At 65.7% G+C, this 14,549-nt stretch carries 10 protein-coding genes and 5 pseudogenes; 12 read left to right on the forward strand and 3 right to left on the reverse strand.

Features of this window, described 5'->3' with window-relative positions; translation table 11 throughout:
* Positions 1 to 78: 78 nt before the first annotated feature.
* Together AC3IYJ_RS41300 and AC3IYJ_RS41305 are read left to right on the forward strand one after the other, a co-directional pair.
* Positions 79 to 903 (forward strand): FkbM family methyltransferase, encoded by an 825-nt coding sequence (locus AC3IYJ_RS41300; RefSeq protein ID WP_489403339.1) that lies wholly within the window; start codon positions 79 to 81, stop codon positions 901 to 903.
* Positions 904 to 977: 74 nt separating this feature from the next.
* Positions 978 to 1,412, forward strand: a complete 435-nt coding sequence (locus AC3IYJ_RS41305; RefSeq protein ID WP_489403340.1) for a hypothetical protein — start codon at positions 978 to 980, stop codon at positions 1,410 to 1,412.
* A gap of 145 nt (positions 1,413 to 1,557) precedes the next feature.
* On the opposite strand, the pseudogene AC3IYJ_RS41310 reads toward AC3IYJ_RS41305, so the two are convergent.
* A pseudogene (locus tag AC3IYJ_RS41310) lies at positions 1,558 to 2,067 on the reverse strand (IS6 family transposase); the annotation flags it as partial.
* A gap of 597 nt (positions 2,068 to 2,664) precedes the next feature.
* On the opposite strand from AC3IYJ_RS41310, the pseudogene AC3IYJ_RS41315 reads away from it, so the two are divergent.
* The 7 genes and pseudogenes from AC3IYJ_RS41315 to AC3IYJ_RS41345 form a co-directional block, all read left to right on the forward strand.
* A pseudogene (locus tag AC3IYJ_RS41315) lies at positions 2,665 to 2,790 on the forward strand (DUF5988 family protein); the annotation flags it as partial.
* A gap of 83 nt (positions 2,791 to 2,873) precedes the next feature.
* Complete coding sequence (locus tag AC3IYJ_RS41320) at positions 2,874 to 3,581, forward strand: AfsA-related hotdog domain-containing protein (protein WP_489403341.1); 708 nt, start codon at positions 2,874 to 2,876, stop codon at positions 3,579 to 3,581.
* Positions 3,578 to 4,576, forward strand: coding sequence for a 3-oxoacyl-ACP synthase III family protein (locus AC3IYJ_RS41325; RefSeq protein ID WP_489403342.1), 999 nt, complete (start codon positions 3,578 to 3,580; stop codon positions 4,574 to 4,576). The genes AC3IYJ_RS41320 and AC3IYJ_RS41325 overlap by 4 nt, the downstream gene beginning before the upstream one ends.
* A gap of 7 nt (positions 4,577 to 4,583) precedes the next feature.
* Positions 4,584 to 5,165: a carboxymuconolactone decarboxylase family protein gene (locus tag AC3IYJ_RS41330; RefSeq protein ID WP_489403343.1), complete on the forward strand. Its 582-nt coding sequence runs from the start codon at positions 4,584 to 4,586 to the stop codon at positions 5,163 to 5,165.
* A 129-nt stretch (positions 5,166 to 5,294) separates the two neighbouring features.
* Positions 5,295 to 5,865, forward strand: a pseudogene (locus AC3IYJ_RS41335) (IS6 family transposase); the annotation flags it as partial.
* A 480-nt stretch (positions 5,866 to 6,345) separates the two neighbouring features.
* Complete coding sequence (locus tag AC3IYJ_RS41340; protein ID WP_489403344.1) at positions 6,346 to 7,794, forward strand: hypothetical protein; 1,449 nt, start codon at positions 6,346 to 6,348, stop codon at positions 7,792 to 7,794.
* 682 nt (positions 7,795 to 8,476) lie between these two features.
* A pseudogene (locus AC3IYJ_RS41345) lies at positions 8,477 to 9,197 on the forward strand (IS6 family transposase).
* Between the two features lie 119 nt (positions 9,198 to 9,316).
* Here the strand turns inward: AC3IYJ_RS41345 and AC3IYJ_RS41350 are convergent.
* Positions 9,317 to 10,521 (reverse strand): IS3 family transposase gene (locus AC3IYJ_RS41350; protein ID WP_489399112.1). Its coding sequence is split into 2 segments (ribosomal slippage): positions 9,317 to 10,281 and positions 10,281 to 10,521, totalling 1,206 coding nucleotides; the frame shifts between segments, so codons are not numbered across the junction.
* 690 nt (positions 10,522 to 11,211) lie between these two features.
* Between AC3IYJ_RS41350 and AC3IYJ_RS41355 the strand changes: the two genes are divergently transcribed.
* Entirely contained in the window at positions 11,212 to 11,670 is a 459-nt protein-coding gene (locus tag AC3IYJ_RS41355) for a hypothetical protein (protein WP_489399270.1), read from the forward strand.
* A 186-nt stretch (positions 11,671 to 11,856) separates the two neighbouring features.
* Positions 11,857 to 12,093: pseudogene (locus AC3IYJ_RS41360) on the forward strand (IS5/IS1182 family transposase); the annotation flags it as partial.
* 34 nt (positions 12,094 to 12,127) lie between these two features.
* Here the strand turns inward: AC3IYJ_RS41360 and AC3IYJ_RS41365 are convergent.
* Entirely contained in the window at positions 12,128 to 12,937 is an 810-nt protein-coding gene (locus AC3IYJ_RS41365; RefSeq protein WP_489399271.1) for a ubiquitin-like protein, read from the reverse strand.
* A gap of 301 nt (positions 12,938 to 13,238) precedes the next feature.
* On the opposite strand from AC3IYJ_RS41365, the gene AC3IYJ_RS41370 reads away from it, so the two are divergent.
* Positions 13,239 to 14,549: IS30 family transposase (locus AC3IYJ_RS41370; protein ID WP_489403345.1), on the forward strand; the 1,311-nt coding region annotated here is incomplete at its 3' end.

Consider the following 14,549-nt stretch of genomic DNA (forward strand, 5'->3'; position numbering starts at 1 on the left):
TTCACCCAATCTCAGCACAGGAGCCGGATTCCCCATTAGTCTCGTGCAGAAGGATAGGCAGAAGGATAGGGAGAGTCGATGACTAATAGTCCAGCAGAAATCCAGAAGCGGCTGGCCGCCATGGTTCCAGGTGGCACCCAGCACGTCGAAGCCCGCAGCCGGTCCGCGTTCATGCTCGATGCCCTGTTCTACGACCTGATGGTCCTGTTGAAGCCGTCTCTGTTCGTGGAAGCGGGTGCCTTCGAAGCCCATGCCTCAATGCATGTGGCCGCTCTCTTGCCGGAGTGTCAAGTGGTCGCCTTCGAGGCGAATCCATATGTATACAAGGGATTCTCGGAATCGAAGGATTACTCGGCAGCACGTGTGGATTATCGCCACCAAGCACTCGTCGACTCAACGGGAAGCAACAGGGTCTCATTCTTCGTTATCACCTCCAGTTCAAGCGGGCACGACGACCGGATGGAGAGCTACAACTCGCTGCTCAAGCGGACGAGCAACAATTGGCTCGGGGTCAATGCATACGAAGAAGTCTCCGTCCCAGCGACAACTCTTGACCATGAGTTCGGAAACAAGACCGGCCATTTCGCCATGTGGATGGATGTCGAGGGAGCGTCGAAGGAGGTCTTGTCGGGCGCGCATCGATTTCTTGACCGTTGTGACATCGCGAAGATCGAGGTGGAAGAGCACTTATTTTGGGAGAGTCAATGGCTTGTCGGCGACGTCGTGGCTGAGATGGCTCGCCACGGGATGGAGCCACTGGCGCGGGACATCGAGGGGGAGGGGGGGAGACAGTACAATATGCTCTTCGGAAGCCGGCGGTTTTTGTCACGCTCAGACACGCAGAACTGTATCTCTTACTATATGGCCGAGGGTGGCAGGGGCGGAGTGACAGGTCATCACTAAAAGTGTGACCCGCCAGTTGTTCTCAATCCAAGGAACTCAAGGACAAGATCGGAATCGCGGCCGCGTGCCGCGTCATGAACGTCCCGCGCCAGTCCTTCCACCGCCGCCGCATCACGCCGGCCTCGCCGAAGCCGGCCCCGGTGCCGCATGCGGAGCGCGTCCAGCCCCAGGTCCTGACCGAGGCCGAGCGGGCCGAGGTGCTCGCGGTGCTGGCCTCGGACCGGTTCGCCGACGCCGCCCCGGCCCACGTGTATTCCACGTTGCTGGACGAGGACCGCTACCTGTGCTCGACGACCACGATGTACCGGCTGATCCGGCACAAGTGCGGACACGCCACCGACCGCCGTGACCAGGCCGTCCACCCGGCCCGAGCCAAGCCCGAACTCGCCGCCAACGGCCCGCTTGAAGTCTGGAGTTGGGGCATGACGAAACTGAAGGGCTCGAGGGTTGTACACCAGCTTGTGCTAATAGGGGATGATTGCTCCTGTCTGGTCCGATCCCTGCCCTGAATGGAAAGTGACGCATAGCGATATCGAGGCAGGGCACTGAGGCACCCGGACTCCCTCGCGTCGGCGATCAGCGCGTCGATCGGTGCTGTCAACTTGCACTATTCATGGGTGAGTTAGGGTATGTGAGAGGCGCTCGTGTCGCCGGGTTGCGGTGCTTCGAGGGGCGGTGCTCCACCGAGGGCATCACCTCGCGGCGGGCGGCTCCGTAGGAACGCAGCTTGTCCGTCACGATCGCGCGGGGCACGTACTCGCAGTCCTTGAGGAGACGGCGGAAGAACCGCTTCGCCGCCTGCGCGTTCCGCTTGTTCTGGACGAGGATGTCGAGGACGTTGCCGTCCTGGTCGACGGCCCGCCACAGGTAGTGGATCTTCCCGTTGATCTTGATGAGCACCTCGTCCGGGTGCCACTTGTCACCCGGCTGCGGGCGCCGCCGGCGCAACGCGTTGGCACAGGCCTGGCCGAACTTCAGACACCAGCGCCGAACGGTCTCGTAGGAGACGACCACGCCCCGCTCCAGCATCAGCTCCTCGACCTCGCGGAAGCTGAGGGGGAAGCGGAAGTACAACCACGCGCAGTGCGAGATGATCTCCACCGGGTACCGGTGGTTCCTGCAGGTCGGAAGACCCAGGCCTTCCGGGACTAAAGGCCATGGCACCTATGCGGATCGACCGAAAAGATGATCATCGACACTGATCGTGCAGGGGGGCCTACGGGGAGCAGGGGAGGCTATGGCAAGGAAGATGAAGACTGTGCGAGATTCAAGTCTTCACCCTCCTTGAATCGAGAGCTGGAGGGCGAACTGGGCTTACTCTGCTAAAGGTCGAGATTTACGCAGCAGTGGCAGCTGAAGATGCGGTTACGCTCGACTGTATCCCTCCAGGGGTTTGATGGGGGAACGATTCTGCGTGGAGCTACAGACTCTCCAGAATCGTGGATGGAGTTTGTGCTCGTGATGGATGCGCCGAACTCATATGAATCGGCTAGGCGTTCAGTGTTCGACACTGCGGGTCTACGCAACACGGTAGTCAAACGGCCATGTGCACGTTGAGCGCCGGGTTGGATGCGCCTTCCCGATCTCGGTCATAGCGGCAAGGATGTGTACCCCGCTGCATGTGAAGAGGGTCTCTGGAGCTTCCACTCCTCCAGGGATCGTCGCCCATACACGGCTGAGCGGGGACCTTCGGCAAGCCATCCGTTCGGGGCGCCTATTTGACCAAGGAGGCCGCTGTGAACGGCAGTCCAGAGTTCGGACGCGAAGCGGCTGGTGGCGTACTGCGGGCGCTATGAGCAATACCTGGCCCTGGATGAGACACGCCGACAGGCCGACTTGGACGTTCCGGTCTTCCGCTGGAACTACAGCACGATGATCGCCGAATAGTGAACGGGAGAGGATGCCTTGTGGAGCAGGTGATGCATGTGGTCGCCGACCGTTTCGCCACCTTCGCTGACAATGACGCAGTCATGGCGTTGGGCGCGGTACGGCAGGCCGTACGGACCGGAGTGCTGCCCTTTCCCGTTCCCGCCGTACTGGCCCCGGGGCAGGGCATTGACGCAGACCAGTGGGCCCATCTCGGGGAGGAGATCGCCCGCAGCGGGCTGCCCGAGCCGCCCAGCCTGGCCCCCGGCCCCGCCGCACTCACCGCGCCCGCCCAGGTGCTCAAACTGCGGCAGCCCAATGTCCTGCTGTCGGACCTGCGGGAGTGCGGCCCCTTGAGCTATGCGGCGGATCTGGTCGTCACCGACGGCACCGAAATGATCCTCGACCACACCGCTGACCGGCAGCACATCCCCGGCCTGCTGCTGATGGAAGCCTGCTGCCAGATGATCATCGCGGTGACGCGGCGGTTCTTCGCCGCCCACGGGCACGAGCACTACGCGGTCATGCAGCATTTCGACATCGACTTCCAGCGCTTCGTCTTTCCCCTGCCCGCCGAACTCGTGCTCTCCATCAACACGCACGGCGACGGCACCGACAGCTGCGACCGGATGCCGTTCGCCGTAACGATCGACATCCTCCAGGGCGGACAGGCATGCGCCCGGGCGCACTGGAACTACCGCGCCTTCCGGCCGGCGACGGTCTTCGCCGCCGAAGCAGGCCAAGCCGTCAAGGCCCTGGCCGCGGCTGAGGCCCGCGTCCCGAGCCCCGCATCACAGAGAGCCAAGCCATGACGAATCTCCTGCCTTTCGGTATCACCGGGACCGGGTCCTACCTGCCCGCGCAGACACTCACCAACGACGAGGTCGCCGCCCATTTCGAGAAGCCCGGCCAGTGGATCCAGGAAAAGACGGGCATCACCAGCCGCCGTGTCGCCACAGAGGGCGAAACCGTGACCCACATGGCCGCCGCGGCAGCCGGCAAGGCACTGGCCGCCGCGGACGTTCCCGCCGCCCGGGTGACGCTGATCGTGGCTGCCTCCTCCACTCCCGGTCAATTCGTCCCCGGGATCGCCTGCGGCGTCCAAGGCAGCCTCGGCGCACACCGGGCCACCGCCCTGGACGTGAACGCCGCCTGCGCGGGCTTCTCCACCGCCGTACACACCGCACTGGCCTTTCTGACCGCCGGCCTGACCACCGGACCGGTCCTGGTCATCGGATCCGAGCGATACTCACCGCACCTGGATCGCACAGACCGCCGTACCGCGGCGCTCTTCGGGGACGGTGCCGGCGCGGTGGTCATCGACGCCGTCCCCGCCCCCTACGGATTCCTGCACTCCACCATCGGCTCGGACGGCAACAAGGCGGACTACGTCCAGATCATCCTGGACGGCCGCCGCTCCCGTGATCCCTACACCCTGGTCATGGACGGCCGCTCCACCCGGGCCTTCATCGAGGACCGGCTGCCGCGCGCCCTGGACGAAGCCCTGGACGCCACCGGGATGTTGCTGACCGACCTCGACCTCGTTATCCCGCACCAGGCCAATGTCCACCTGGTGAACCAGGTCCTGGCCAAGGCAGGCGCCGCCCCCCAGCAGGTCTTCATGACCGGCCAGGACTACGGGAACACCGGAGCCGCGTCGGTCCCGATCACCCTGGACGCCGCCCAGGCAGCGGGCCGGCTCCACGACGGCGCGCACATCCTGCTGACCTCGATCGGCGCGGGAATGACCTGGGGCACCGCCATCCTGCGCTGGCAGACCATTCCCGGCTCCCCCTCCGGCCGGTGAGCACCCGATGGCCCGCATCCCCTACCCGGCACGGCCCGCCACCCCCCTCGACCGGCTGCCCGCGCCGCTGAACGCCTTTCGCATGCTCTCCCACGCCGAGGCCCTGACCGGCCCGGCCATCGACCTCGGCCTGGCCCTCCTCGGCTCCACCGCCCTCACCCCTCAGCTCCGGGAGATGGTCATCCTGGCCGTCGCCGCCCGTACCCGGTGCCACTACGAGATCCTCCAGCACACCCCGATCGCGCTGGACGCCGGAGTAACCCCCGTGCAGCTCGCCACTCTCACGGCCCTGCGCCCCTGCCACCCGCCGCAGTTCACCGACGCGGAAGCTGCCGCCCTGTCGGCAGCCGCGGAACTCACGGCCAACCGGACCCTGGCCCCGCCCGCCCTCAGCGCCCTGCAGCGCCACTACACCAACCGGGAAATCGTCGAGCTCACCATCACCGTCGGCTACTACGCCATGCTGGCCGGGCTGATGAACGGACTCGACGTGGACCTCGATCCCGCAGGTGAACACTTCCTGCCCCTGGCCAACCACCGAGAGGGGAACACAGGGGGGCCAAAAGGATCCCTGACGGCCACTCACTGACCCCTTTTCATCCCGGCTCCTGGAGGGTGAAAGGGCAGGTCAAGTGGGGTGGAGGTGACGTGGCAGGGCCCCTGGTCGTTGGCGTGCTGACTTCACTCATCACACCGGCGTCCGAGGGGCCCCTGTTGGTTGCGCTTCTTCCACGCTCGACGTCCCCTCAGCTTCTGTGAGGTGGAGGAAATGATGCTGGAGCGGGGCGTGGTCGTCTCCTATGAGACCGTTCGGCGCTGGTGTCTGAAGTTCGGCCAGGCCTATGCCAACGCGTTGCGCCGGCGGCGCCCACAGCCGGGTGACAAGTAGCACCCGGACGAGGTGTCCATCAAGATCAACGGGGTGTGGAAGTACCTGTGGCGGGCCATTGATGCCGACGGGCAACGTCCTCGACATCCTGGTCCAGAACCGTCGTGACAAGGCTGCGGCCAGGCGTTTCTTCCGCCGGCTCCTCACTGTCACCGGACAGGTACCAAAGGTGATCGTCGCGGACAAGCTCCGCTCCTACGGGGCCGCGCACCGGGAGCTGATGCCCTCGGCCGAGCACCGCTCCCACGAGGGGATCAACAACCGGGCGGAGAACTCCCACCAGCCCACCCGGCAGCGGGAACGCGCGATGAAGGGCTTCCGCAGTCCAGGCGGGGCGCAGCGGTTCCTGTCCGCGTTCACTGGGATCTCACCCCACTTCCGGCCAGACGCACCATCAAACGAACAGCCGCCGACAATGTGACAACCCCGACGGCCCCCCTCCCCGGACACGGACCAACCCGAAGACCGTCCCAGATCACCGAACAAGGTGACAACGCCTGATCAGCACCATCTGGCGATGCCCCGCGTGCCACCGCTTCCGCGAAGACGCATTCGGTCAAGGACCAAGACCGAGCTCTGTTCCAGGGGATTGACATGACCCCGGATTCCAGGCCTGGTGCTGTCGATTCCACGCTCGGTCAGTCGCGTGCACTGAGGTCCTCCCGAGATGCGGGGAAGGTACGCCGACGGGCGAGGGGCAGTGACGGTGGCTGCACATACAAGGGTGAGGACTGAAGTGTGTCTGGGGGCTGGCATCCGGCTCTCAGACATCTGGGGGTCCGCTGGGGCGTGTCGCTCTATGCGTGGCGTCCGGTGCGTGATCTCCGCGGCCCAGTCCTTAAGAATATTCCGGGGTTAAAGAGGTAAAGGGAGTTTTGATATGAAAGCCTACAATGCGGTGTTTTCTGCGCGCAAGCATAATCCTTGGCGGGGCGCGGATTCGAATGCCCATGGTGCTGCGGTTATGCCGAGCATGTACTGCATTTACGGAACAGGTAGCCAGGCTTCCTATGACCGTTACGAGTGGGACCCGGCCAAGGGAAAGCCCTGGTGGGGTGACACACCCGCCGATACCGGAAATCTCTCCGACCTGATCGACCAGCAAATTTTTACACCTGACAACCCTGCCGGTCTGGATGGGTCGAAGGAGCTGGATGCTGCGCTCTGTCTGGGTAAGTCGTCGGATGTCTGGCTGTTCCAGGGAAGTCAGTGCTTCCGGGTCTCCATCGAAAAGGACACCGGATCAGAACGAAACACCGATACCAGCGCCCGCCCCATCAAGGACGTTTTCGGCTGCGACTTCGGTGACGGGAAGGTGTTTGCGTTCGGTTCGGTCGACGCTGCCCTGTACTCCCAGAACGACCACAAAATCTGGTTCTTCAATGGCTCCCAATGTGTACCCGTCGCCGACGATGACTATCATTGGGACAACAGTCAGTATCCCGTCCCTATCAGTTCCGCCTGGACCGGCCTCCCCGCCGACTTCAGCAACGGCATCACCTGGGCCACTACCAAAATCGTCGCCACCAAAGAGGACGTAGACGGCGTGTACAAGGACAGCGGATGTCTCGTCAAAGGCACCGACTGGTGTCCCGTCACCCCCAGCACCACAACCTTGGCGATGTCCCTCTTCACCGACCCCGGCGACCACACCCTCGCCATCCCCGAGGGCGTCACATCAGTCACTCTCGAACTCTTGGGACCCGGAGGAGGAGGTGGCACCCGCGGCAGTGGAAATAGGGGTGGCGGCGGTGGCAACGGCGGCGCCGGTGCCTACGTCAGGTACGTCATCACCCCGAAGCCAGGCCAGAAGGTCCACGTCGGCGCCCAAGGCGACTCCACCTACTATCCCACCGGCAACACCCCCATCGTCCTCGCTGGCGGTGGCGGTGGTGGTGGCGCCGGCAGCGGCGGGGGCGGCTTCGGCGCCCAGGCCACCAACGGCCAATCCGGTGGTGGCGGCGGCGGCGGCAACGGCAAGGACGGCGCAAGCAACACCGGCTACGGCAGCGGTAGAGGCGGGAGCGGCACCGGCGGGAGCGGCACCGGCAGCGGCGGCAGCAGCGACGCTGGCGGCGGCTACGGCGGCAGCGGCCACGGCAGCGGCGGCGGCGACGGCGGCGGCGGCAGCTACGGTGGCGCCGGCGGGGGCGGTGCCCAGGGCCCGAGCCTTTATCCCACCCAGGCCGTTTTCAAGGCGTCTGCCGAGGGAGACCCGCGTACTCCCTATCAGGCGCTCAGTGGCAGGGCGGGATTCGGCGGCGACAGCGGGGGAAGCGGGGTACAGGGCAGTCCTGGAGGTAACGGCGCCGCTCGCATCAGCTGGTAGACCCCTGGCTGAGACGTGGCAGTCCGCCACCAGACCGCACTGAGTGGTCGGGGAAGGTCGGCTGCCATGTCTCAGTAGCAAGATGGGTGTTCGACGTGCACTGCAGCGGGTATGTCACGTGTGTGCCGGAATAAGTGGGAACTTTCGGGAAGCTGTGGTGGTCGGCGGCGTGGCTGGCGGACGCTGCCAAGGACAGGGAGTAGTGGGGACCGAGGCCCCACGATGCGGTGGAATAGCCGCTGACCGGCTGTAACGCAACGGAACCAGGCACTGCCCCGAACGCCGCTAACCACCCACCCCCACACACGCGACAGCAGACCTTTAGCGGGAAACGACACCGGCCTTCAGCAGAAGAACGACACCCCGCAACCCGCCCACCAGCAAAAACACCTACTGAAAGCTCTGTCGCCAACCACTGAAAATCACACGTCGCGCATCACGCGACCTCCTCGTGGCCAGCCTCTGTGAGTTGTGAATCTGCAGTGAGTTGTCAGCGGGGAGCCGTCTGTTGTCACTGGCCGTGGAGCGCTGTTCATGCTGGTGGCGAGCTCGATGTGGCGGGTCCGTGACAGGCTCCTGCGCAGTTTCACGGGACGGGTCGCTGAAGTCTTGAGGCACTGTCACCTTGTCCGACGGTCTGGGATGATCTTTTTGTCGTCCGGGTCTGGGGAGGTGGGCGGTCGTGTCGTCCGTGGTGCCGTCGTACAGGAACCACCGCTACCCGGTCGAGGTCATCTCGCACTGCGTGTGGCTGTACTTCCGTTTCCCCCTCAGCTGCCGCGAGGTCGAGGAGCTGATGCTGGAGCGCGGCATCGTCGTCTCCTACGAGACCATCCGGCGGTGGTGCAGGAAGTTCGGCCAGACCTACGCCAACGCGCTGCGCCGCAGGCGCCCGCGCCCCAGTGGCAAATGGCACCTGGACGAGGTGTTCGTCAAGATCAACGGCGAGCGGAAGTACTTGTGGCGGGCCGTCGACGCGGACGGCAACGTCCTGGACATCCTCGTGCAGGGACGTCGGGACAAGGCCGCGGCCAGGCGTTTCCTCCGGAAATTGATCAAGATCAGCAGCGCGGTGCCGCGGGTGATCGTGACGGACAAGCTCGCCTCCTACGGGGCCGCACACCGGGAGGTGATGCCCTCAGTGGAGCACCGCTCGCACAAGGGGTTGAACAACCGGGCGGAGAACTCCCACCAGCCCACGAGGCAGCGGGAACGCACGATGAAAGGCTTTCCGCAGCCCCGGCGGAGTACAGCGGTTCCTGTCCGCATTCACCGGGATCTCACCCCACTTCCGCCCCCACCGGCACCTGATGCCAACCGGCCGCTACCGACTCGAAATGATGATCCGCTTCACCCTCTGGAACCACATCACCGGCCTCGCCGGCCTGCCCGCGACAGCCTGAACCAGAACAGCTCCAGGGCCCCGCACGCCCCCAGCCGTTCACGCCCCCGGCAAGGTGACAGTGCACGCTTCTGACGGCCCATCGCACGTGAGGTGACCCCCGGAATGTGGACACAGGGGTCATGCTGCGAGTGAGAGTTTAACTGTCTTGTGGTGCTGCTGTTCGAACTCCATTGGGGAGAGGTAGTCCAGCGCGCTGTGGCGTCGGCGGGCGTTGTAGTAGGTGAGCCACTGGAAGATCTCCAGCCTCGCCTGACGGAACGTCGAGAACAGCTTCCGGTGCATCGTTTCTCGTTTCAGGCCCTGCCAGAAGCTCTCGGCCAGGGCATTGTCGTAACTGGAGCCGACCCGGCCCATGCTCCTGCGGATGCCGTACCGATCGCAGACCTGGGCGAACGCGGCCGAGGTGTATTGCGATCCGCGGTCCGCGTGGAAGATCACTCCGGTGACGTCGCCGCCGCGGGTCGCGACCGCGGCCTGGAGTGCGTCGATGACGAGCTCGGCCCGCATGTGCGGGGCCATCGACCATCCGAGTACCCGGCGGGATCGGATGTCGATGACGCAAGCGAGGTAGAGCCATGCGGTTCCGACCTGCACGTATGTGATGTCGCCGCACCACTTCTCGTCCAGCGTGCCGGCGGTGAAGTCCCGCTGGAGCAGGTCTGGCACCGGCGGCGCCAGGCGGTCCGGGATCGTGGTGCGCTTCTTTTTCCGCAGGTGGCGGCCGACGATGCCGTGCTTGCGCATCAGCCTGGCCACGCGCTTGCGGTTGACCGTGTACCCAAAGCCCCGCAGTTGGGCATGGACTCGGAGCGCGCCGTAGTTTCCGCGGTGTTCGGCATGGATTTCGCGGATCTCGGCGACCAGGGCGTCCTCGGTTCCCTGCCGCTCGGCCCGCGCCTGGGCGCCGGCGATCCACCGGTAGTAGCCCGAGCGGGAAACTTCCAGTACCCGGCATATCCGCTTGATGCCGTACATCTCGGCGTGGGCGGAGACGAAGTCCCAAGCGGCGGTCCTCACTTCATCTCCCGCGCGAAATAGGCGGCTGCCCGTCGCAGGATCTCCCGCTCGAGCTGCCATTCCTTCTCCGCCTTGGCCAGCCTGGCGTTTTCCGCCCGCAGCCGGGCCAGCTCGGCCTCGGTGTCCTGCGACGCGCCGGAGGCGACCGGACGGTCTTCGGCGTCACGCACCCAGGTCCGCAGCGTCTCGGGGTTGACGTTCAGATCGGCCGCGACGTCCCGAAACGTCCGCCTGCCGGCCGAGGCCCGCCACAACGCGACCGCGTCGGACCGGAACTCCGCACTGTACTTCGAGGGCCTTGCCACGTGGATTTACACCTTCCAGGATCAACAAGATCCATTGTCAGGTGTGTCCACACCACGGGGATCACCTCAGGACTTCCCCGATGGGGGAAGTCCCGTGCTTTTTGGTGGCGTCAGCTTCGCGTCCAGGTGTAGATCCGTCTGATGTCCCATCGGGTTTGGGGGCTGTTGGTGGTATTCGGCTGAACGTTCCATATTTGAGGACCTGGGCATTGACGGGTGGCGTGAGCAGTCTCCGCTTGCGCTGTGGGGGTGGTTTGCCTCGGCGACTGTTGACAGAGACCCCGGGACGTCTTGGCGGAGGTGCGGGGTCTCTGTCGTGCCGCTTCGAGGAACGGCGCCCGCATGCCGGATTCCCACGGTCGGGCCCTCTTCGCGGGGGCCGTCCCTGGCGGGGTGATTCCTTGGCTCCGGTCTGCTTTCCTCCAAGATCTGGGTATCGAGTGTAGTGGCGTTGGGGCCGGTTGTGTCCCTGGCATATGAACGTGGCTCAAATCCTCATGTGGTGGCGGAAAGCTGAATCGGTCATGCGTGTGGACTGGGCAGGGGTGAGTGCCGTGTCCTCAGCGGGGGCGTCGGCCTTGGCGGTGCGGGTGGTTCGTTTGGGTGGGTTGGCTGGTGTGGTGCGGTTCCTGGGGGTGGTGGGGCTCGTTGTTGTCGCTCGGAGGCCAGTGAGTGTGGAGGGATTTTGTGGTGGACCTGGGTGCGGTGGGGGATGGGCGGGGCGGTCTGGGGTGTGGGGCGGTCGGTGGTGCGGGGGAGGTGCCGGGCTGGTTTGCTGAAGGGGTTTCGTGGCGGTGGGAAGCGTGGCAGCAAGCGGTCGGGGCGGGCCTGTTGGGCGAGGGGGCGCTGGTGCGGTTCCATTTCGCGTCGGACGGTTCGATGTTCTCCGTCGCGGCAGGCGCGGGCGGCCGGGTACTGGTTGACGGCGAGGAGCTGACACCGTCGATGGCCGTCCGCTTACGGGCCCAGACGCCATTACTGGAAGGCCTGGTCCGGTACTACGAGAACAGCCAGACCGCCGGGCACGGCATCGAGGACGGCCCCCCGGACGGTGTGACCTGGATCGAACGGGCTGCTCGCCGGCCTGGACGGAAGGTCCGGTACGGGGCGGCAGCGCCGGCTGTCCGGCTTGGTGTCCGATGCCGGTGATCTGTTTCCGGGTGCTATCAACTTGTGGTGTTCATCGGTGAGTTCGGGTGTGTGGGAGGTGCTCGTGTCGCCGGGTCGCGGTCAGGATGCTGCTGTGCAGCCGGTGGTCTGCTTCCAGGTGATGAATCGTTCGGTCATTTCGTGTCGCCAGGGGGCGGGCGGCGAGGAGGTGGCGTCCAGGCCTGGATCACCGCACGCGGAGAGAAGGTCGCGATCCAGACCGGCGGACGCTGGGTCGTCGAGCGCACGAACTCCTGGATGAACAACTTCGGAAAACTCCGCCGCTGCACCGAACGACGCAAGGCCACGATCGAGTTCTACATCGCTCTGGCCAGCATTTTCGTCACCGTCCGCCACCTCATCCGCCGGGCCTGGACCCACTACCGATGGGACACACGACCCCGCACCTCACGCATCCGATGACCTACTGGCGGACGGTCTTAGCAGACCCGTAACTTCATGGATTTGGCTTTTTAAGAACGAGCTGGAGGGTGCTCTCGGGCTTGATCTTGTAGTAGGCCACGGTGTGCGCGTCCTCCAGCACCTTGCCCTGGAAGGTCAGAAGCTGCTGGTCCGACGGGATCCCTTCCTTGTCCTGAATCTTGGCCTTGACGTCTTTGATCTTGTCCTTTCCTACGACCTCGAGCGTGATGGTCTTCCCGGTCAGCTCCTGGACGAAGATCTCGAAGGGTGTCTTCTTCGGGGGAGTGCCCACGCCGCTGCCGCTCAGGACGACGCAGCCGTTGTTGCCGTTGTTGCCGGCGCCGTTGCCGCCGTCGCCGCCCTGTCCGGTGCCGGCGGGGCAGGCGCTCGGTACCTTCGCACCGGGTGCGCCTCCGGCGGCGCCGGTAGAGCCTCCGCTGCCGGGGTTCCCGTTGTGGAGTTTGGCGTGGGTCCCCTTGCCGCAGCGCACGGCGGTGCCACCGGTTCCTCCACCGGCTCCTAGGCCGCCGGCCTTGCCGCCTACGCCGCCGTTGGCCTGAGCCTTGATGTCCTTGCCGACGGTGATCTGGGAGGTATCCCCGTTCTCCCCGTTCTCTTCGCTTGGACCGCCGGCCCCGCCGGCCCCAACATGAATGAGCAGGCGTTCGCCGGGTTGAACATTCAGGGTGCAGTGGACGGTGGCGCCTCCGCCTCCACCGCCTCCGGAGCCGCCGAACTCGCCTCCGCCGCCTCCGCCGCCTCCGCCGGCGCCGGTGACGGAGGTGGTGATACGGGTGACACCGGGCGGCACATCGAATTCGTGGTCGCCCGGCGTGCTGTACAACACCTTGCCGGCCGGCGCTGCGGAACTGGAGCTGCCTGGCGTGGTGTACGGCGCCTGGGCCGCATGGACAGGAGCAGCTACGACCGCAGGCAGCAGGACACCGACCGTGGCCGTGACCCCGGCCAAAACCCGCCGGGCACGAAGACCTGAAAAACAAAAGGCAGAAGGCATAAGCGTTCCCCAAAGGTCAGGACAGACCGTTGACGCCGAGGCGCGTCGTTCCCCCAACTGTCTTGCTCCCGTAGTGAGAAGGGCCAGAGTTGCGGTGGGGGCGTGTGGGGGCGTAACCGCGTGTTCTTCCGTGCGCGGGCGCCGGTCACAAGGGGGGCGCAATCCGCCAACGGTCCACTTTTCACCCGCCACCGACAAGGACCGGGTCAGGTTCTGGCGGGCGATCGCGCGGGGGGTGAGCTCGGTGGACGCCGCGGCTGTTATCGAGGTCTCGCCTGCGGTGGGTTCGAGGTGGTTTCGGCATGCTGGCGGGGTGAATCCGTGCCTTGGTCCGATCGTCTCCGGCCGGTACCTGTCGTTCGCCGAGCGGGAGGAGATCGCGCTGCTGCGGGCCCGGAATATCGGGGTCCGTGCCATTGCACGGTGTCTGGGTCGTTCGCCGTCCACGATCTCGCGGGAGCTGCGGCGCAATGCCTTCACGCGGAGCTACCACCTGGAGTACCGGGCCTCGCTGGCGCAGTGGCATGCCGAGCGGCGGGCTCAGCGGCCGAAGACGGCGAAGCTGGTGGCCGACGAGCGCCTGCGCGAGTACGTGCAGGACCGGCTGGCCGGGCACGTCGTCCACGGCCTGGACGGCCGGGTCGTCGAGGGACCGCAGGTGCCGCCGTGGCAGGGCAGGAACAAGCCCCGCCGTCAGGACCGGCGCTGGGCGACCTCCTGGAGTCCAGAGCAGATATCGCAGCGGCTGAAGGTGGACTTCCCTGAAGATGAGTCCATGCGGATCTCCCCGGAAGCGATCTACCAGGCCCTTTACGTCCAGGGACGCGGGGCTCTCAAGCGCGAGCTGGTCGCCTGTCTTCGTACCGGACGCTCACTGCGGGTCCCTCGGGAGCGCACCAGGCAGAGTGTCCGCGGGCACGTCACCGCTGACGTGCTGATCAGCGAGCGGCCGACCGAGGCCGAGGACCGAGCTGTCCCGGGGCACTGGGAGGGCGATCTCATCATCGGCACCGGCCGGTCGGCGATCGGCGCGCTGGTCGAGCGCAGTACGCGGTTCACCATGCTGCTGCATCTGCCCCGGATGGAAGGCTTCGGCCTCGAACCGCGCACCAAGAACGGGCCGGCGCTGGCCGGCCGCGGTGCCGAGGCCGTGAAAGGCGCGATCACCGCCACCATCACGACGCTGCCCGAGCAACTACGCAGGTCGCTGACGTGGGACCGGGGCACGGAACTGGCCCAGCACGCCCAGCTTCGCGTCGATGCCGGGCTCCGGGTCTACTTCGCCGACCCCCACAGTCCCTGGCAGCGGGGTACCAACGAGAACACGAACGGTCTGCTGCGGCAGTACTTTCCGAAGGGGCCGGACCTGTCGCGCTGGGGTGTCGAAGAGCTCCAGGCCGTCGCCTTCACCCTCAACAGCCGACCCCGCAAGACCCTCGGC

This window comes from Streptomyces sp. GL_140, assembly GCF_057834465.1.

What these genes read in the sequence shown, in the direction of transcription:
- AC3IYJ_RS41300 (WP_489403339.1), top strand. Translation starts at nt 79, where the DNA reads ATGACTAATAGTCCAGCAGAAATCCAGAAGCGGCTGGCCGCCATGGTT.
- AC3IYJ_RS41330 (WP_489403343.1), top strand. Translation starts at nt 4,584, where the DNA reads ATGGCCCGCATCCCCTACCCGGCACGGCCCGCCACCCCCCTCGACCGG.
- AC3IYJ_RS41320 (WP_489403341.1), top strand. Translation starts at nt 2,874, where the DNA reads ATGGCGTTGGGCGCGGTACGGCAGGCCGTACGGACCGGAGTGCTGCCC.
- AC3IYJ_RS41305 (WP_489403340.1), top strand. Translation starts at nt 978, where the DNA reads ATGAACGTCCCGCGCCAGTCCTTCCACCGCCGCCGCATCACGCCGGCC.
- AC3IYJ_RS41325 (WP_489403342.1), top strand. Translation starts at nt 3,578, where the DNA reads ATGACGAATCTCCTGCCTTTCGGTATCACCGGGACCGGGTCCTACCTG.
- AC3IYJ_RS41340 (WP_489403344.1), top strand. Translation starts at nt 6,346, where the DNA reads ATGAAAGCCTACAATGCGGTGTTTTCTGCGCGCAAGCATAATCCTTGG.